General features: G+C 49.6%; 19 protein-coding genes. 7 read left to right on the plus strand and 12 right to left on the minus strand.

Annotated elements, in window-relative coordinates:
• Positions 1–176: 176 nt before the first annotated feature.
• The 3 genes from AB1757_00660 to AB1757_00670 all read right to left on the minus strand — a co-directional run bounded on the left by AB1757_00660 (position 177) and on the right by AB1757_00670 (position 4976).
• Complete coding sequence (locus AB1757_00660; protein MEW6125544.1) at positions 177–1721, minus strand: hypothetical protein; 1545 nt, start codon at positions 1719–1721, stop codon at positions 177–179.
• A gap of 27 nt (positions 1722–1748) precedes the next feature.
• The gene (locus AB1757_00665) at positions 1749–4085 is read right to left on the minus strand and encodes a hypothetical protein (protein ID MEW6125545.1); all 2337 of its coding nucleotides are present in this window, start codon (positions 4083–4085) and stop codon (positions 1749–1751) included.
• Positions 4086–4169: 84 nt separating this feature from the next.
• On the minus strand, positions 4170–4976 hold the full coding sequence (locus tag AB1757_00670; protein ID MEW6125546.1) for a hypothetical protein: 807 nt from the start codon (positions 4974–4976) through the stop codon (positions 4170–4172).
• A gap of 1 nt (position 4977) precedes the next feature.
• Here AB1757_00670 and AB1757_00675 point away from each other — a divergent pair, with 1 nt between their 5' ends.
• The 4 genes from AB1757_00675 to AB1757_00690 all read left to right on the plus strand — a co-directional run bounded on the left by AB1757_00675 (position 4978) and on the right by AB1757_00690 (position 7804).
• A complete protein-coding gene (locus AB1757_00675) occupies positions 4978–5163 on the plus strand; it encodes a hypothetical protein (protein ID MEW6125547.1) in 186 nt (61 codons plus the stop codon).
• Positions 5164–5458: 295 nt separating this feature from the next.
• On the plus strand, positions 5459–5875 hold the full coding sequence (locus AB1757_00680) for an NADH-quinone oxidoreductase subunit A (GenBank protein MEW6125548.1): 417 nt from the start codon (positions 5459–5461) through the stop codon (positions 5873–5875).
• A 182-nt stretch (positions 5876–6057) separates the two neighbouring features.
• The gene (gene nuoB / locus AB1757_00685) at positions 6058–6600 is read left to right on the plus strand and encodes an NADH-quinone oxidoreductase subunit NuoB (GenBank protein MEW6125549.1); all 543 of its coding nucleotides are present in this window, start codon (positions 6058–6060) and stop codon (positions 6598–6600) included.
• Positions 6601–6664: 64 nt separating this feature from the next.
• On the plus strand, positions 6665–7804 hold the full coding sequence (locus tag AB1757_00690; protein MEW6125550.1) for an SAM-dependent methyltransferase: 1140 nt from the start codon (positions 6665–6667) through the stop codon (positions 7802–7804).
• A gap of 30 nt (positions 7805–7834) precedes the next feature.
• Here AB1757_00690 and AB1757_00695 read toward each other — a convergent pair whose 3' ends face one another.
• Genes AB1757_00695 through malQ form a run of 3 tightly spaced genes read right to left on the minus strand, consistent with a single transcriptional unit; the run spans position 7835 to position 10336 of the window.
• Entirely contained in the window at positions 7835–8176 is a 342-nt protein-coding gene (locus AB1757_00695; protein ID MEW6125551.1) for a hypothetical protein, read from the minus strand.
• Between the two features lie 39 nt (positions 8177–8215).
• Positions 8216–8800 (minus strand): hypothetical protein, encoded by a 585-nt coding sequence (locus AB1757_00700; protein MEW6125552.1) that lies wholly within the window; start codon positions 8798–8800, stop codon positions 8216–8218.
• A gap of 9 nt (positions 8801–8809) precedes the next feature.
• Positions 8810–10336 carry a 4-alpha-glucanotransferase gene (gene malQ, locus AB1757_00705; GenBank protein MEW6125553.1) on the minus strand — a complete coding sequence of 509 codons (1527 nt, stop codon included), beginning with the start codon at positions 10334–10336 and terminating at the stop codon, positions 8810–8812.
• A gap of 243 nt (positions 10337–10579) precedes the next feature.
• Here malQ and AB1757_00710 point away from each other — a divergent pair, with 243 nt between their 5' ends.
• Both AB1757_00710 and AB1757_00715 read left to right on the plus strand, forming a co-directional pair.
• The gene (locus AB1757_00710; protein MEW6125554.1) at positions 10580–11437 is read left to right on the plus strand and encodes a TPM domain-containing protein; all 858 of its coding nucleotides are present in this window, start codon (positions 10580–10582) and stop codon (positions 11435–11437) included.
• 88 nt (positions 11438–11525) lie between these two features.
• Positions 11526–12236, plus strand: coding sequence for a hypothetical protein (locus AB1757_00715; protein MEW6125555.1), 711 nt, complete (start codon positions 11526–11528; stop codon positions 12234–12236).
• 41 nt (positions 12237–12277) lie between these two features.
• Here the strand turns inward: AB1757_00715 and AB1757_00720 are convergent, their stop codons facing one another.
• From AB1757_00720 to AB1757_00740, 5 genes are all read right to left on the minus strand, one after another.
• Positions 12278–13129 carry an LOG family protein gene (locus tag AB1757_00720; protein MEW6125556.1) on the minus strand — a complete coding sequence of 284 codons (852 nt, stop codon included), beginning with the start codon at positions 13127–13129 and terminating at the stop codon, positions 12278–12280.
• Positions 13130–13145: 16 nt separating this feature from the next.
• Positions 13146–13868: an urease accessory protein UreH gene (locus tag AB1757_00725; GenBank protein MEW6125557.1), complete on the minus strand. Its 723-nt coding sequence runs from the start codon at positions 13866–13868 to the stop codon at positions 13146–13148.
• 195 nt (positions 13869–14063) lie between these two features.
• The gene (locus AB1757_00730) at positions 14064–15065 is read right to left on the minus strand and encodes a site-2 protease family protein (protein MEW6125558.1); all 1002 of its coding nucleotides are present in this window, start codon (positions 15063–15065) and stop codon (positions 14064–14066) included.
• Between the two features lie 90 nt (positions 15066–15155).
• Entirely contained in the window at positions 15156–15419 is a 264-nt protein-coding gene (locus AB1757_00735; protein MEW6125559.1) for an HU family DNA-binding protein, read from the minus strand.
• A 345-nt stretch (positions 15420–15764) separates the two neighbouring features.
• Positions 15765–16205 (minus strand): hypothetical protein, encoded by a 441-nt coding sequence (locus tag AB1757_00740; GenBank protein ID MEW6125560.1) that lies wholly within the window; start codon positions 16203–16205, stop codon positions 15765–15767.
• A gap of 231 nt (positions 16206–16436) precedes the next feature.
• Between AB1757_00740 and AB1757_00745 the strand changes: the two genes are divergently transcribed.
• A complete protein-coding gene (locus AB1757_00745; protein MEW6125561.1) occupies positions 16437–17345 on the plus strand; it encodes a TIGR01777 family oxidoreductase in 909 nt (302 codons plus the stop codon).
• Between the two features lie 95 nt (positions 17346–17440).
• Here AB1757_00745 and AB1757_00750 read toward each other — a convergent pair whose 3' ends face one another.
• Positions 17441–18730, minus strand: a complete 1290-nt coding sequence (locus AB1757_00750) for a hypothetical protein (GenBank protein MEW6125562.1) — start codon at positions 18728–18730, stop codon at positions 17441–17443.
• Positions 18731–18821 lie beyond the last annotated feature (91 nt).

Consider the following 18821-nt stretch of genomic DNA (forward strand, 5'->3'; position numbering starts at 1 on the left):
TGATTTTCTGACAGCAGGTTTTGATTTAGAGAAGTGGATGAAATGGGCTAATGGAAAACGATTGGTATAGATTTCAATGTGGGCTTCCGCTGGGAAATCAACCTTCACGATCAGCCCGGTCTTTTTCCATCAAACCGATTGATAATCAAACCGATTGTAAAGATTTTGCCGATAAATCATTTTTCGTCACTTTGATTTTGTTCTTCTTCGGCTGAAATCAAACGTAGAACCGTCGTTTTATCGTCTTTATAAACCACTTTAAAAATCCGGCTGCGTTCGGTGATGTCGAGAAACTCTCGATGTTGATTATCGGTGAACACATATTCGGCTCCGAACCGTTCGCGAATCAAAATCGCCGCGTCGCTTCGACGACCAAGCGTGATGTCGGCGTAAAGATGCCATAACTCGCGGTCTTGGTCATAAAGATAAGTCGGGTCGAGTCCGGCAGTGTAGGCGTTATTCGGGCTGAAGTAAAAGAGCATCGGGAAATCATCCCAATCAGTGTTAAAGACCAGCGTTCCGGGGGACGTGTTTTCCGCGAGCCATTTGCCTGCGCCTTCGTAAGCAAACGGGTCGGCTTCGCTGCTCACATCTTTGCAGGCTTGTGCGACGTTGATCATCATCGTCGCAAGCAAGGCAATAGCGAGAATGATTGAAACACTGATGGCGATAATCGAATCGCGGGTTCGCGTAAGCCATGGGTGATTCAATTGCGGTTTGATGGTGAATGCGCCGAAGAGAATTGCAAACGGCGGAAAGTATTCGATGAACCGCCGCGATTTGAAAACCATGAGCATCAGCACAATGGCGATGAATAAAAAAAACAGCGGTTTCATATCTTCTGCGCGTTTGCGAAAGTCGAAGGCAATGAGCGCAGCGATGAAAATGATAAACGCGAGCGCGCTGCTGCCAATGAGCACCCACGAATCATAGGGATACCATTCGACGCCGACGTCGACCGTGTAATTTGCGGTCACTTTCATCAACAGGTGTTCGTAAAACAGTTTGAGATTGGTGGGGAAATAAGGGTTGATGATTAACCCGGCGATGATGCCGACGGTTGATGCCAGCACCGGACGAAAATCGAATTCACGCCTTGTTAAGTAAACGCAGGTTGAATAGCCAAGCGCCATCACCAGGGTGAGCGGGAATAGACTGTAAGCCCACACGAAAATGAAGGCGAGACACGCAAGCCACAAATTCTTGCGTTCCAAAATCAAGTGCGCGCCGATGCCCATCAAAATAATCGAGAGCGCGGGGGCGCGCGTCATGCTCAGGCGATAGAGAAAGGGTTCGGAACTGGCGATGAGCGGCAACAGCCAGAGCCAGCGATAGGGGATGCGATACGCGACCAGCAAACCAAAAAGTGAAGTGAGCGCCAGGCTGGAAAAGGCTACAGCAGCCAGTTTCGCGCCAACGCGCAAATCTCCTAAGGTGAATGGCGAAAGCAACAGGTGATAAAGATAGTGATGGTCAACGTACTCATTTTCGTTGAGCGTCGTAAGCGGCAAGGCTTTGAATGATGGAAGGGCAGGGAAGGACTCTCTGAGCATCCGGCTCCAGCGAATGTGATAATAGCCGTCGTTATCGAGAATGGCTTTGCCGGAAAATTGAATCAACGCCATCACCGCCGAAATGACCAGAAAAGCGATGGCAATTTCTAACGCTGCAATTTTTCGCGAAGGCGCGAGCGTCTGAACGGAAAGATTTTCTGTGAGCAATTCTTCCAAAGCATTTTATTTGAACAACTACTTCGCTTTTGCGACGGCTTGGGCGAGATGGGCTTTGACGGTTTCAAGTTGCGCAATGAATTGATTCGCCTGTTCGGTGCCGACGTCGCGGAGTTCTTTTTCAATGGCGTTGATGCGGTCGGTTAAAGTTTTGGCTTCGCGGGCGACGGCGTTTTTGGAAAGGGATTTGTAAAATCCATCTTCGATACGACCGGCAAAAGTATCGACTTCGGCTCTGAGGTCGGCAACCAACGCGGCAAAAGTTGCGCGTTGCAAACGCATCAAGCGCTCTTCGCGTTCCTGCAAGGCTGCGGTTCGTTCGCCGAGTTCTTCGGTGCGGGCTTCGACCTGACGGGCGCGACGGTCTAACTCTTTTTCCAAAGCTTCGGTGCGGGTCTCTGAACGCGATGCCTGTTCGGAGGCTTGCCCGGCTTGCTCTGCCGCGCGCGCCGCGCGGGTTTCCACATCGCCGAGTTTTGCGCCCAATTGTTTTTGCAATTCATCGGCTTTTTGATTGGTCGCTTCGACTGCGCCGAGTGCCTGACCTGCGCGAGCATCGGCAGATGACGCGCGACCCTCAGCGGCAGCGGCGCGTGAATCCACCTGTGCGACTTGATTGGGCAACTGTGTCGTCGTCTGTTCGAGTTGCGACGACAGCCCCTTGAGCGCAGTGATTTCGCGGTTTTGCGTCATCAGGGTTTGATAGTGCTCTTTGAATCGTTTGTTGGTGGTGTATTCGTTTTCATCGAAGGCTTCATCAAGTTCGGCGATTTCATTAATGGCAGATGCTTCACTTTGCGGCAGGCGATTAACGGTTACGGCAGCGGTGCGACGATCAATAGTGGCTGCATTCTGAGGCGCGTCCGGACGATTATCTGCCGAGCCGTTAAACAACAAATGGCTGCGCATCAAAGCCACCTGCGAAGGGGCGTTGAGTTTTCCGTTATGCCAAGCCAGCGCATAAACCAGCGCCCAGAATACGAAGACCACAATACCGGTTAGAATCACCAGCGCCATAAATGAGCGATGGGCTTTTTCCATCAAGGTGAACGGCTCATCGAAATAAGGCGTCGAGACAATTTCGCGGCGTTCGGGAAAATCGAAATAGCGTTCTTTCAATTTTTCAAAAACGCTTTTGTCCGGCGGTGCGGGCGTATACACCGGCTGCCCGTACTCTTGATTGGGATATTCCGAAGAAAATTCCGCAGGCGGAATGATTTCAACTTCCTGAACCGGTTTAGCGCGACGTGTGCGCCCGGTGGCGCTTTCAAAAACCGACAGCACGGGACCAATCAGGTAGTAGATTAAAAACAGCAGGGCATAAATTCCCAAATTGACCAATCCCCATTTGCGCATCGACCGATTCACATCGCCCAGGTAAGCGCGATAAATGTGTTCATCACGTTCACGCAAGAAAGGTTCGACTTGCCAGATGCCAAGCTCCGGTGTGGGCGTAGCAATAACGCGGGCTTCCTGTTCAATGCGGTCTTCGGAATAGATGCGATTGCGGTCAAGGTAATAAGTCAGCCAGTCGCGAAAGCCATCAGGGTCTTGCCCGCCGTTGACATATTCATCAACGACCTGCAAGCCGTTGCGCCAGGCGGCGTCGCTCGCGCTCAGTTTGGAAGTAATCCAGCGACCGGGACCGTTGCGCAGATAGGTTTCATAATCGCCTTGAAATTTGGCATCGGAAAACAGCCAGTTGTTTTTGACAGCTTCACGATAAGCTTGCTCGGTTGTCCCTTGATTTTTAGCAAACAGGAAAAGCGATGATTTAACGGATACGGGATTTTTTTCTTTAACGTCGTATTTGAAAATAAAGATTGTCCAGCCAATTGAAAGCGCAAGAATGAAAATCGAGATCGGCACGGTTTTGCGCCACGACCGAAAAAAACGACCGCTGAAAATGGCAGCAATGCTGAGCATCGGGGCGGCAAAGAAAAATAGAAAAACGAAAAGGTATAGAGAGACCGGCTCTTCGTGCGGCAAGGTTTTCGGCCACCAGCCGGGCGTTGGCGCGTACCTGGCAAAAAGCCAGGTTGCCAGCAAACAGATCAACAGAATGAGTTGTTGAAAGCCAACCAGCATCAAAAAGAGCGCCAGGCGTGCCCCCCACTTTGACGATGCCATGCGCCGCCAGAAGGTGCGCGTCAAGCGTTCATCAATTTCCTGTTTCAGTGCGGTGAGGTCTTCATCGGTGGCTTCGAGTTTGGTGTCGCCAAGTTCTTCTCTGAGGCGTGTCAGTTTATTGAGCGCCGCAAATTTTGCAAATGGTGAAAGGCTGCGCTCTTTATTGTCGAGCGCGACTAAATATTCGCGAATAATATCCGTATCCCTTGTGATAATGGTTTCCATATGGTGATTAATAGTTCTTAGTTTATAGCCCGTAGTCCGTAAGATGAAAAACGCTACGGGCTACGAACTACTGACTATGGACGTTTAGTTCTTTAAATTTTGCTCCGCTTTCAATTCTGCGCCATCAATTGCATCCAGATAGACCGTCCAGGATGGCGCATCGCCCAAAAGGATTTCCCAGGCGAGATGAATTTCCAGAGAATCCTTTTTAGCAACCGGCAATATAACCAATCCTTTGACGTGAACGTCTTTTAGATCATTAATGCGAAGTTGCTGGTCGTTGCCTGCCGCGTCCTTGTATGTGAACGTGCGATTGACCAGTCGTTGTGCGGCTTCCTGGCGGTTAATCGTCGGGCTAAAGGGCAATTCGACAACCGGAATGAAACGGTCATCAAGTTGCAGCAAACGTCCGTCGTTATTGATAACCAGAGTGATTTCTCCGTATCCACCGGCGACCGGAAACGGAAAATCCGCCTGCTTGTAAGTCAAGCGATGGATGCCACCGGTATTATCGTTTTTGGTCAATGAGACCGTACCAGGTTGTGCACTTAACAACTCGCGCCATCGGTCAATAAAGCGCTTTGCCGCTTCACGAACCGGAACCGTTGTATCGCCCGTAAGCGGCGCATCGATGATTTTGATACCGCTTTCGATACCCGCAAGCGAGCGCGGCGTGTGGGTGATGGCATAAAATTGCGCCTCAGTCTCTTTCAAGTTGTACAATTCCAGCAACCGCCGCCACTCGCGTTCGGCTTGGACGAGACGTTGCGGAGAATCTTTAACGATTGCCGGATAATTTTTGGGCTTCGCACTCTTTGTTGTTTGAGCTGAAATGCTGCACCCTAACGCGCAAACAATTAAAATGGCGAGCAACGAACGAGATAAAATCATAATGAAATTACGCCCACACCGGGTGGGGATGTATAGCCGGGTGTACAACAGAAAAATCAAAAAAACAATTATTCATAATCATGGTGGGAAGTGGCAAGTGATGAAGCTAAATGTTGGTGAGCAAAATGCGCTGAAACGATTTATTTCAACGGGCGCTGAACCGGTTATTGGTAAAAAGCCGTTCTAATTCTCAATTCGGACAGCATCCCTTGAACTTTCGGGTGAACGCTATTTGCTCTCTCTCCGCCCAATCCGAGGATAAATTTTAACCTGTCGTTTACGGGCGCTTTAGATTTCGAGAGAAGACCAGAGGCTTTAAGCAGAGCGCAAGTTCTGCGTTGACCTGAGCGAATGGCAAAGCAACTTCTCAGTAACGGTTTGCGATTTGACATCGTTTCTTTTCAGTTTGACAATAAATTATGCGCAAAATAATATGAGTGCGCTTTTAGTCACAATTCCAAATCAAAATTAAGGTTGAGCAAATGACAAACGTAATCGGTTTATTGCTCCAGACACAAACACCAACCTCTTCAACCAAAGCGCCGATTTATGGCTATATTCCCATTATTATCTTTTTCCTGATTGCCGCCTTGTTGCCGGTGGTGTTGCTTTTCGTCTCCAGACTTCTGCATCGACGGGTCTTCGAGCGCCAGAAACTGATGCCCTATGAATGCGGCATTGACCCGATTGGCGATGCCCGTGACCGGTTTTCAGTGCGCTTTTATATCGTCGCTATGCTGTTTCTGGTCTTCGACGTCGAAGTGGTTTTTCTGTTTCCCTGGGCGGTCATTTACGACAAGCTGGCGCTTTTCGGGTTGATTGAAATGCTCATCTTTATCGGCATTCTGGTTATCGGTTATTATTATGCCTGGCGCAAGGGCGCACTCGAATGGGCGTAAATAAATTGCGGATTGCGGATTGCCTGGATTTATAACTGGTTTTCACTTTCATGCCTAGATCACGGTTGCGCAGTAATAATGAAAGCCAGGAAAAAGAAATTGATTGATCTGCACACATCAAGCAAAGCAGAGATTTGAAAAAAGACAATCCGCATTTCGCAATCCGCAATTGAAAGGGTTTTATGGCAAAAGAAGAAATTGTTGAATCTTCGAGCGGGATTATTACTTCAACCGTTGATGCGGTGTTTAATTGGGCGCGCGCCTCGGCGCTCTGGCCGATGACCTTTGGGCTTGCCTGTTGCGCCATTGAGATGATGGCGACCGGCGCTTCACGTTTCGATTTAGACCGATTCGGAGCAGGGGTATTTCGTCCGAGTCCGCGTCAATCCGATTTGATGATTGTCGCAGGAACGCCGACACTCAAAATGGCACCGGTCATCAAGCGCGTCTGGGATCAGATGCCGGAACCGAAATGGTGCATTGCGATGGGCGCTTGTGCATCGACGGGCGGGCCGTTTCCGACCTATTCGACCTTGCAAGGCGTTGACCGCATCGTTCCCGTCGATGTCTACATTCCGGGTTGTCCGCCGCGCCCCGAAGCTTTGATTTACGGCTTGATGCGTTTGCAGGACAAAATCATGCAGGAGCATCCGACGCGTTACGTTTTCTTTCAGGGCGATGTCAGCGAGGAAGAGGTCGAGGGCGCGGAAGCGGTGACCGCTTAACCAATTCGCAAATGAAAAGCTGGCGCAGGGGCTTGGTTCTCTGCGCTTTTTTATTGGGTAGAAGATGAGCGACACAACCGCACTCGAAAAAAAAATAATCGAACGCATCAACCGCGACGGCGCAATGAGCTTTCGCGATTTTATGCAACTGGCGCTTTATGATGCGGAACTTGGCTATTACAACACCGAGCGGTTGAAGATTGGCGCAACCGGTGATTATTACACCTCAAGCAATGTCCACCCGGCATTCGGCGCAATCCTCGCGCAAGTCTTCGTTCGGTTGTGGAAAGACCTCAGTAGTGACAACCCTGAAAATGCGAACAGCGAATATCTTGAGAGCGATACTGCCTCACCCTTGAACCTCGTTGAAATGGGCGCGGGAACCGGGCAACTGGCATTCGATGTTTTAAGCGCCTTGCGTGATGAACACGCCGAAGGGTTTGCGCGCGCGAATTACACGATTATTGAACAAAGTCCGGTGATGCGCGCCAGACAACAGGAAAAGTTGAATGATTTCAGCGAGCGGGTTTGCTGGCAAACCTTTGCCGCGTTAAAGCCGACCGCCGGAATTTTCTTTTCCAATGAACTGGTTGATGCGATGCCTGTGCATCGCTTGCGCTTTACCGGCGAAACCGTCGAAGAACTTTATGTAATCGTAGTTGACGAATCGCATCACCAACGTCTCGCCGTTGTCTGGGGCGCGCTTTCAAAACCGCAACTGGTTGAATATCTCAAACGTTCGCAGGCGAAATTTTTTCAAGGGCAAATGATCGAAGTCAATCTCGATGCCATTCACTGGTTGTGGGAAGTTTCCCGCGTGATGGAAAAAGGTTTTTTAGTGACCCTTGATTACGGCGACCTCGCGCCGCATCTCTATTCGGTTGAACGCCTGGAAGGCACGCTCAGATGTTTTTACCGGCACACCTTGCGCGATAATCCGCTGGAACGTATTGGTGAACAAGACCTCACTGCCAGCGTCAATTTTTCGGCGCTGATTGATTACGGGAAAGATTTCGGATTTGAACAGGTGAGTTACGAACGACAGACCAATTTTCTCTTTCGCAATGGGTTGATTGAACGCATCGCGGCAATGGAAACGGGCGACACGATTGATGATTTACAGAAACGCCTGGCGATAAAAAATCTCTTTGTGCCCGGCGGCGTGAGCGATAATTTCCGCGTACTGGTTCAACGGAAACCTTAGGCGCTGGCAATTTGCCAGTTGCTGAAGGGTTTATTGACTTCGGGTTTTCTTTTTTCGTTCGGCAGCCGACGTTCGTTTATTTTTGCTGAGAATTTCAGAAAGTCGCTTTTTCAGCACGTCGGCGCTTGGCATATCCAGTAACTCTACGCACAGTTGTTGAAGCAGGGCGGCATTTTGAATGCGTTTGATTTCGGCTGAAACATTGAGATTGGGAAAACGTTTGGCGACCATCATCGTGAGCGATTCAGCCGCACCTTTAATTTCGCCTCGTCGTTCGCCTTTCTTTTCACCTCGTTTTTCGCCTTTCCTTTCACCTTCCTGCAACACCAGTTGATAGAAACTCGATTCTTTTAATTGTTCAATGGGAATCATACCTTTCTCCACAATCAACGCTAACAGGTCTTCACGATTCTAGCGCAACCCGCCAAGCATCAAAAAGTGTACGCCTAAATCACCTTTTAGCCGTTCATCTTTCACGCCGCGCAAAGCTTTTGCAGCAGCCTGTAATTCTTTCTCTCCGCCTTTCATTAGAGGAATAAAGGGCAATAAATTTTGGCGTGGCATTGCCAGTACGCGATGCGCAGGAATTTCCCACAATTTCACCAATTTGAAGGCAGATTTGATTTCCAACACACCTGCCTGAATCCTTCCTGAGTCGGGCAAATAACCGGGCAGACCTTTTGGCGTCAGCATTAACACATAACTGAAAATTGGCAGACGATATTTCATCCACAATCGCGCATCATATTCGGGCATTCGCGTCAATACATCATCATTCCATTGCGTCTGGGCTTCCGGGTGAACAATAAATTTGCCTTTCGCATTCGTCACGCGATAGGTCTGGTCGGTTAAAATCGTTGAAGCGCTTAACTCCAGCGGCAATTTTTCAATCACCGCCCTTTCATTTGCCTTGAGATGTCCGAGCAAAATTAACAGCGATTTTGCATCTTGTTCCGCCAAATATTTAAATGCCTGGTCGTAAGGTTTGCTGCTCATCGAAATCCTTTATGCGCGGTTGCGAACATATAACTCCGTCAAATGGTTTAACCGGTTGCTCAAGTGTTCATTCAAGGCATTGGCTTTATAACGCCATTGCCAGTTGCCCTGCTGACTGGCGGGCAGATTCATTCGCGCTTCGGAACCCAGTCCCAGAATATCCTGCATCGGAATAATTGCCGTATCGGCAACCGACGCAAGTACGGCGCGAATGAAATCCCAGTGAATCGCTTTGCCGCGAGTGTTCAAATAATCCATACAGAATCGCTTTTCGGCGGCGATCTGTTCGGCGCTGCGGGTTGAACCTTCACCCGCCTTGCTGTTAAACCAACCGACCGCCGTGTCATTGTCATGGGTTCCCGTATAAGCGACCGAATGCGGAATATAATTGTGCGGCAAATCGATGTTGGCGCGGTCGCGAAAGGCGAATTGAAAAATCCGCATACCAGGAAAACCGAAACCGTCGCGCAAGGCTTCAACATCGGGCGTTATCACGCCTAAATCTTCGGCGATGATCGGGAGTTCACCCAGCATTTCATTTAATCTCGTGAACAACGCTTTGCCGGGAACTTCGACCCAGCGCCCGTTCTTGGCGGTCTTATCGCGCGCCGGAACTTCCCAGGTCGCGCAGAAGCCGCGAAAATGGTCTATGCGAACGATGTCAACCGTGTTGAATGTCGCCTGCAATCGCTCAATCCACCACTGGAATTTTGTCGCCTGCATCTTCTCCCAGTTGTAAATCGGATTGCCCCAGAGTTGCCCGGTCTTGCTGAAATAATCGGGCGGCACGCCGGCGACCACCAAAGGTCTGCCCTTGGCGTCGAGTTTGAACAACTCAGGATTAGTCCACACATCTGCGGAATCATAAGCGATAAAAATCGGCACATCGCCGATGATTTTGATGCCTTTGTCATGACAATAATTTTTGAGCGCCCGCCACTCCTTGAAAAACAGAAATTGAAAAAAGCGATGGGCTTCGATTTTATCGTGTAATTTCTCGCGCGCCTCATTGATGGCTTTGGCGTCGCGCAAAGCGTATTGCGGTTTCCACTTATTCCAGGCGACGCCTTTATGCTGGTCTTTCAGGGCGCGAAACAATGCATAATCATCAAGCCAGGGGGCGGCTTCCTGTCTGAACGCCAGAAAGGCTGCGCGCAGGTCGGTGTCGGTTGATTTTTTGAAATTGCTGTAGGCTCGCTCAAGTAATCCCATTTTGTAAGGAATCACCCAGCCGAAATCGATTTTTTCAACGGGGAATTTCGGCACGCCGCGCAAATCCTGCTTATCGAGCAAGCCTTCGGCGACGAGTTGTTCAGGGCTAACCAGCAAGGGATTTCCGGCAAAAGCGGAAAAACATTGATAAGGCGAGTCGCCATAACCTGTGGGTCCCAGCGGTAAAACTTGCCAGAGGCTTTGTTCGCTTGCCGCAAGAAAATCGATAAAACGATAGGCTTCGTCGCCTAAATCGCCAATGCCGAAACGGTTCGGTAAAGATGTCGGATGAAGTAAAATGCCACTGAGTCTAGGAAAACGCATGAGTCCCTCTTATTGAATGAATTTGAAATGCGGCGCGATTATACAATCGGCAAATTTGGTTTGACAAAAGCGCCGTTGGGAAAGATGAAAATAAAAAGTTGGGAAGCAATTTTGCGCGCGATTAAACCGATAAATGCCAGGTGAACATTACCTTCGCGTCAGCAGGTGGATTCGCTTATCGTCAACGCGGCGCAAATATGATAAGTTGAGGCTGTTTGATGGCTTTCGTTTTTGAGAATTGAAATGATAAATCCGGTAATCAAAAAAGCGCTGTTGTTATTTGCCCTGGTTCTGTCGGTTGCCGCTGCGAATTTCGCGCAAATCTCGAAGTTGCAATTTCCCCAGTCGAGTGGATATGTCAATGATTTTGCCAATAAACTCAATCCGCAAACCCGGCAATCGCTTGAAAACCTGCTCACCAATTTTCGCAATCGAGCAAATATCGAAATCACTGTAGTGACCATTCCCTTCGAGCAGATGAACGATTATCCGATTGAAGATTACACGCTCGAACTCGGCAGACGTTGGGGCGTCGGCAAGGCGTCCAACGAACCGGCGGCAGTGTTGTTGGTTGCCATCAAAGAAAAAGGCAGCGATGGCATGTATCATGGCGGCACGCGGCTTGAAATCAGCCGCCATCTTGAAGGCGATGTGCCCGACGGGCTTGCCGGTGAATTGATTCGGCGAATGCGTGTCGATTTTCAAAAAGGCAATTTTGACGGCGCATTAAATACCGGCGTGCAAACCATCCTTGCAACCATTGCCGAAAAACGCGGCATTTCGATGGAAGGCATCGACACCAACGCGGTCTATCGCCCACGAACGCGGCGACCATCAACCGGCATTTCACCCTCGACCATCATCTTTATGATAATCGTCTTTTTTGTGGTGATGGCGATTTTGAGCCGCTTCGGGCGCGGGGGTGGCGGCGGTGGCGGTTACCGGCGTCGCGGTTCGGATTGGTGGGTCGGTCCGGTCATCTGGAGCGGCGGCGGGTCAGGCTGGGGTGGTTCCGGCAGTTCCAGCGATTCAGGCGGCGGTTGGGGCGGATTTGGCGGCGGCGGCGATTTCGGCGGCGGCGGCGCAAGCGATAGTTGGTAAATGATGAAGGTTGCATGGGAAAGGGCGCGCAGCAATTGTCATTTTGAAAATAAATCGTATTGAATGATTTGAGAGGAGGGCATAAACCTTGGCTGATGAACTTTCGGAATTTGTCGATAAATTGGTAACCGCTCACGGCGGCAATTTGAAATCCATTGTGCTTTACGGCAAAGCCGTCGAGGGCGGGCAATTGGATGACGACGAGCGTAAAAAAGTTTTAGTCGTGCTTGAGGAAATTACTACTGAAGAGTTGAAAGCCGCGCACGAGGTTGCCGAATGGTGGCGCGAAGTCGGCAACCCTTTGCCCATCTATTTCACCGGGCAGGAAATTCGCGAATCATCCGATGTTTTTCCGATTGAATTCATCGGGATGAGCCGCGTGCGCCACGTCGTATACGGGCAAGACCCGTTTGATGATTTGCAGATTCACACACACAATTTGCGTCATCAACTCGAATATGAATTGCGCGGTAAATTGATTCGCCTGCGTTCGCTCTATTTTCCCGCATCAAAAAATCCCAATCGCCTGACGGCGTTGATGGTCGATTCTCTGGAAAGCTTTGTCGAGCTATTCAAACACGTTTTGGAGATTTGCGGAATAGATGCGCCTATAGAGAAAAACGAAGTCTTACTAAAAATTGCCGATGCCTTGCATCTCGATAAGCGCATCTTTGCGCGCATTGCCCAGTATAAAAAAGATGATGAGGTGTGGTTGGAATCGGAAACCAACGAAACCTTTTCGGCTTACCTGCGACTCATCGAACAGGTGATTCACGCCGTAGATAAACAGGCAAAATAGAACGGCAAGGCAATGAATTTGTCTGTGATTGACCGGAGGCTTTAAGTCAATTTCACTTCTTCGAGTCCTTTGTCCGAGAGATAAAGTTTTTCGAGTTTTCCGGTCACGTATTCAAAGGCTTCATCAACCGAATCGGTTTTGAAGAAAATGTCGAGGTCTTGCGGGCTGACGACCCCCCATTTCACCAGCGCGTCAAAATTAATCACTTCATCCCAGAAGGTTTTGCCGAATAATAACACCGGCATGGTTTTGCCGGGCTTTTTGGTTTGTATCAAGGTGAGCACTTCAAAGAGTTCATCCATCGTGCCGAAACCGCCAGGAAAGGCAATCAAGGCTTTCGCCGGGTAAACGAACCAGAATTTGCGCATGAAAAAATAGTGAAAGTTGAAAACCAACTCACGCGAAACGTATTTATTCACATCCTGTTCGTGCGGCAATTCGATATTCAAGCCGATGGTTTTGCCGCGCGCCAGTGAAGCGCCGCGATTGGCGGCTTCCATCATGCCGCCCGACCCACCCGAACAGATAATGAAGTGATGTTGTCCGGTTAAACTTTTAGACCATTCGGTGATGCGTCGCGCCAGGTCAACCGCATCCTGATAGTAACGCGACAGGTGAACGAGTTGCTCGGCTTTGGCAATCCGGTCTTGATATTCAGGCGAATCGTCGTTTTGTTTTTGCAGTTCTGCAAGACGCGCCTCGGCGATGTCAGGCGCGACCGAACGCGCTGAGCCGAAAAAGACGATGGTGTCGCGCAGGTTGAAGCGGCGCAAACGGGCGCGCGGTTCCAGATACTCCGAAAGAATTCGCAAGGCTCGGGCTTCCGAGCTTTTCAAAAAATCGTCATTCAAATATGCCAGCGGCGGCATTTTGTCATTCAGCAAATCCGTCATAGCCTACCTTTATTGGTTAAGATGAAAGCGTAAAAATTTCGTGCAGTAAATTCCAGGCTAAATATAAACCGAAACCGATGCTAAAGAGTCCCGCCACGATGCGAATCGCGCGATTAAACGACGCGAATTTTTCTGCGGTGGCAACAAACGGCAAACCAATCATGGCGCTCATCAGCAGCATGCCGCCAACCGAACCGATGCCAAATATCGCGATGTAAGCCAAACCGAGCGCCACAGTTGGGACTGTGGTCAAGGCAATCAACATTAACGCCGCGCTGCCTGCAAAACCGTGAACCATCCCGACCAGAAAGGGTTTGCGACCGATGCGTATGAGATGATGCTGATGATTGTGCTGGTTCTGCAAATGGATGTGAACGTGTGAATGTTCGCCTTCGCTGTTGTGCTCGTGGATGTGGGAGTGAATGCTCACTGCCTGATTGCGAAAAGCCTGCCAGACGGCAAGCCCGCCAAGCGCAATTAACATCAACGCCACGGGCATTTCCATCCACGGTTCGATATGTTTCGGAATCGAAATTTTCAGCAACAAAACCACGATGCCAACGCCAAGCAGAGATGCCGTGTGACCAAGCCCCCAGAAGGTGCCAATCAGCGACGAGCGCCAGAGGCTTTTATGTTCGCTGACGATGGTTGAAACGGCGACCAGATGGTCTGCATCCAGGGCGTGCCGCAGCCCGTAAATAAATCCCAGGGATAATATGGCAATAACACTTTCATTCATTGATTCTGCTCCAGACAGAGAGTGTAACAGGATGAAGTTTTTTGTAAATCTCTTCTACGGTAAATCGCTCAGGAAAGATTTGTGAATAAAGGAATGGCTGAATTTTAAAGCAACTTTTTTAGCGCCAGATGTCGTTGGATGAGCGGCGTGCCATATCAAAATGTCGCTCACCCAACGGAGATTGATTCACCGGATTTAAGTGAAAGTGATGGGGAAAGGCATAAAGCACAGGAAAAAAACGATCAAAGCGATTGCCGCTAATATCTTTCTGCCTCTTCCCAACGGCTCTTCAACGGCAAGCGGCGGATGCCCGACTTTTAACAGGAACAGTAATACGAACGTCCACAAAAACCAGATGGGCGATTGATAGAGCGCATACGAAAGCACGGCGAGTGTCGCTACCGCCAGGACTACGCCTGTCGAGACCCATTTGTGAATGCGCCGACCGAATACCGCGTACAAGACATGCCCGCCATCAAGTTGACCGACCGGGAAGAGATTTAATGCCGTAACCAGCAACGCGCCCCAGGTTGCCCAGTAGACAGGGTTCCAGTGAATCCATTCCGGGAGTCCGAAAATTTTATTGATCAGGATAAACAATACCGGGTCGTGAAATTGCATTCCGCCTGAGCCGATGGGGGTTGCCGCCTTTGCAAAAAACAATCCGATAAACGATGCCGGTAAAGCGAAAGCAAATCCGGCGAGCGGTCCGGCGATGCCAATATCAAAAAGCGCGCGGCGTGTGCGAATCGGTTCTTTGATTTTAATCACTGCGCCGAAGGTGCCAAACAGCGTAATCACCGGTGGCGCGGGAAGAAAAAACGGCAAAGTGGCGCGAATGCCATAATAACGACAGGCGAAATAGTGCCCGAGTTCGTGCGCCCCTAAAATCGTCAGCAAGGTGAAGGTGAAAACCAATCCGCTGATTAAGGGTTCGTAATTTCCGGCTTGGGTTGCGTGAATGACGGCAGTGACGGGCGCAAACAAAGCTCTGATGATGGAATCAGTTTGCTCGTCGATGCTGACCACCATCGCCGCGCCGGTAATCATCGTCGTAATGATCGTGAAGAAGAGTAAAACGATATGAAGGAAAATGCGGCTTGGCGCTAGTTCTTCGGAGCGCTCCAGCGCGTAACGTTCATCACGTTGGGCGCGTTCAAGCTCAGGAAACAGATAAGGCTGATTGGTGCTTTCCACAAAAACAGGATACAACTTTGGGATAGTTTGCTGTCAACAGCAGCGAGAAGGATGTTAGATGGTTGCATCACCTAACATCCTTTAGGAAATTCAGGATTGAAGTTCTTTGCCCGGTTTAAAGCGAATGGTTTTTCCCGGCGGAATATCTGTAACTTCGCCGGTGCGAGGATTACGACCGACGCCGCGTTTGCGTGGTTTGACAACGAACACCCCGAACCCGCGCAGTTCAATTCGCTCCCCTCTTTGCAAAGCATTTTTCATCGCTTCAAAAAGCGCTTCGACGGCAACTTCAGCTTTAATTTTTGGAACTCCGGTTTTGTCAGAAACTTCATTTACGATATCGAGCTTAATCACGGTTAGCCTCCGTTTGACTTCGATTTAATAATTACTGAAAGCCATGATTGATGAAGGCTTGCATTATAGGAACCGCTTTTAACGACTGTCAAGAAAGTAAAAAAAAACTGCTGCAATCAGATTTGTTGAATCTGTAAGATGACTTTTTCGCTGAGTGAAAGCCGGATTCCTGAATGACAAATAAGCCTTTTCAGATGAGGCAAACTGGACGGAGCGGGTTTCGCAAATTTATCCGTCTTATCTGTTCCACCCGCTCAATCAATAAGTTTTACCTCTCGGTATTGAGTGATTGAATTTTTTGGTAGTGATTAATGGTAAACCTGCGCTCGACTGTAGAGAGAATTTTTAAACATCGGGGTCGGCGTTGCTCGCCTGTGCGCCGCCTTTATCTGCCCCGTGAATTTGCCGCGATTCATCGACATAGAATGAACGCTTGCCGGTCACGCCGTAACGTTCGGGAATCGCTGTCGCTTCAAAACCGCCCGGACGCACGCGCACTTCAAAGCGATACCCGGTGAGTTTGCCGCGCGCGGGGTCGCTCATTGCCCCGCTTGCAATCAAGGTTTCAAGCGTCGCAAACTGTCCGTCACCATTCAGCGCATAAGCCATTTCAGCCGTGACAATCGAACGCAAACGGGCAAGGGCAGCCGTTTCGTTAGCCGCAATCACCTGCGGCACTTGTTCGGGTCGATTGGTGTTTTTTGCATCGCTGCCAAAATTTTTTATCAGGCTGTCACATCCGGTTAAACTTAAAGCGAGCATCGCTATCAACAAGAATTTTTTCATCGGGGAGTCCTCAATCAGTTCGGATTTAAAACCGCAGGGGCAGCCGTCAATTTGCCAACATACTATTTTGAAAACCGGAATGCCGCAATACTTATTCAATGGCATCCCTGACCGGATAAGCTAAATTTTTCTGTCAATCGCTTGACTAAAGCTGTAGACATAATTAGACCTGAATCTTGAATTGTCCCGGAATGAAATCGCAAAACCGCCACGCGACAAAGGAGACTACGGATGAAAGTTTTGATGACCGGGGTGACCGGGCTAATCGGCAAAGCGTTATGCGAGCGGCTCAAAAGTGAAGGGCATATCATCGTTGGACTTTCGCGTTCGCCGCAAAAGGTCAAAGGTTTAGCGGTTGATGAAATGCACGCCTGGGACACGCTTTCCTGCCCGCCGCCTGATGCTGCACTCGATGGCATTGATGCCGTGATTCACCTCGCGGGTGAACCGATTGCCGAAGGACGATGGACGGATGCAAAGAAAAAACGCATACGCGATTCGCGTCTGGTCAGCACCAGAAATTTAGTTGAAGGGATGCGCGCGGCGTCCTCAAAACCGAGCGTTTTTTTGTGCAGTTCAGCAGTCGGCATTTACGGTGACCGGGGCGATGAAGAGCTTGACGAACGCGCCCAAGCCGGTTCGGGATTTCTCGAAGACCTTTGCAAAGCCTGGGAAGCCGAAGCCGGACGCGCCAGAGAACTCGGCATTCGCGTCGTTGAAGTTCGCACGGGCGTGGTCTTAGCGACCGAAAGCGGCGCGCTTGCCAAGATGCTTCCGGCATTCAAGATGGGAGTTGCCGGCAGGCTCGGCAACGGGCGTCAATGGTTCCCGTGGATTCATCTTGATGACATCGTCGGATTGTATATTTTTGCGCTCAATACGCCGACGCTCAATGAACCGATAAACGGCGTCGCGCCCGAATCAGTGACTAACGCGGAATTTACCAAACAACTTGGCAAAGCTTTACATCGTCCCGCCTTCATCCCGGTTCCGGCATTGGGGTTGAAGTTACTGTTTGGCGAAATGGCAGCCGTGTTAGTCGCCAGTCAACGGGCGATTCCGAAAACCGCGCTTGCCGCAGGCTACAAATTCAAATACGCCAGCCTTGCGCCTGCGCTTCAAAATTTAGTCGGGAAATGAGACCGAAGGTTTATTGAATCTGTATTCGTTGTGTATGGATTTTGCCGCCATTTGGAATTTCCCCGCCTGGCGGCTCAATGGTTGACGGTGGAATGTCAAGGCGTACCCGAAGGCTTGTCGAATTTACTTTTCATCAATTCCCCTGCGCGGTCATTGGAAATCGTAATGTTGGCTTCGACACGATTGCCGCTGCTTGAAGCTTTCAATTTTCCTAAAACCTCTTTGATGTCAGGGCTGACGTTTTTCCCGAAATTGCGAATGCCCCAGACCAGTGTGTTTAATAATGCAACCTGATTTTTCGCTTCATCAGCAGACGGCGCGAAGGCAAAGATGGAAAGTTTGGCAATCTCTTTGGTCAAGGTGAGTTCAATCGAACAGGACGAAAGAATATGCAGCGGCCCAAGCGCGTGGGATTCGCCCAGTAAAAACAGCACTTTTTTTGCCTGCACATCGACGTAATTATTGCCCGACGATTTGCTGACCGCGATGTTTGAAATGGAACCGTCTTTTTCAATCTTGAAGGTTAGCCGCAAATATAAATTGGTCGAATCCACGTTGATGAACCCGACTTTATTCATTGCATAGATTTGCCCCAAGACCTCTTTGATTGGCGCTTCGTTGATTTCGCCGAATTTGGGCTTTTCATCGGTTTTCTGGTCATCAGTTTTAGCCTGTTCACCTGCTGCGGCTTTGTCTTTGGCTTCCTGTTCGGCTTTGGCAAGCTCAGCCTGCTTTTCTTCTTGGGCTTTCTTGCGCGCCTCTTCACGACGCCGGCGCTCTTCTTCCTCGCGACGACGGCGTTCTTCCTCTTCACGACGCTTGCGGTCACGCTCGCGTATTTCATCAAGCGACATGGTGTTTTCAAGCGATTGTCTGGGAAGTTTCAACCGCGGCGGCAGCACCGCGACCAGTTTTTCATCATACTGGCGATAGGCTTTGTTTACCACGCGCATATTTTTGTACGGCGCAATAATCGACATCACTAGAACGTAGCCGAGATAAATGATGGCTACGGAATGCACGACGGTTGAAAGCACCAGCAGTTTTTTCAACGGGCGACGTTTGACGGGTTTATCTATGAGCGCCACATCTGTAGTAAATGCTGCGACTTTATCTGCGGGTTTATAAATGTAGCCGAGATTGATGACATCCAAACTGAAGGCGCTTTTGAGGAATTGAATCGGGTGTTTGAAAACGTCGAGAACACGTTGAACGAAACTGCGCGGCAACCAGAGTTCAGGTCTATCCGGGAGAAAAACCGCTTTCAAATAAGCCGGGAGATTTTGCGCCTCTTTGGACAGGTTGCCAAATTCACGCGCCAGTCGCTTGAGGAGCATTTCGCGTTCAAGCATTGAAAAGATTTTTTCTTCTTGAATATGTTGCATATACTGCCCGCTCGCTTTCGACCAGCAGTTTCTAATTTAGAAGTCTAACAACTGTGGCCGGTTTTTGTCACTCTCCACCTGTTACTCCGCT

It is taken from the genome of Acidobacteriota bacterium (genome assembly GCA_040754075.1).
GTDB lineage: Bacteria > Acidobacteriota > Blastocatellia > UBA7656 > UBA7656 > JBFMDH01.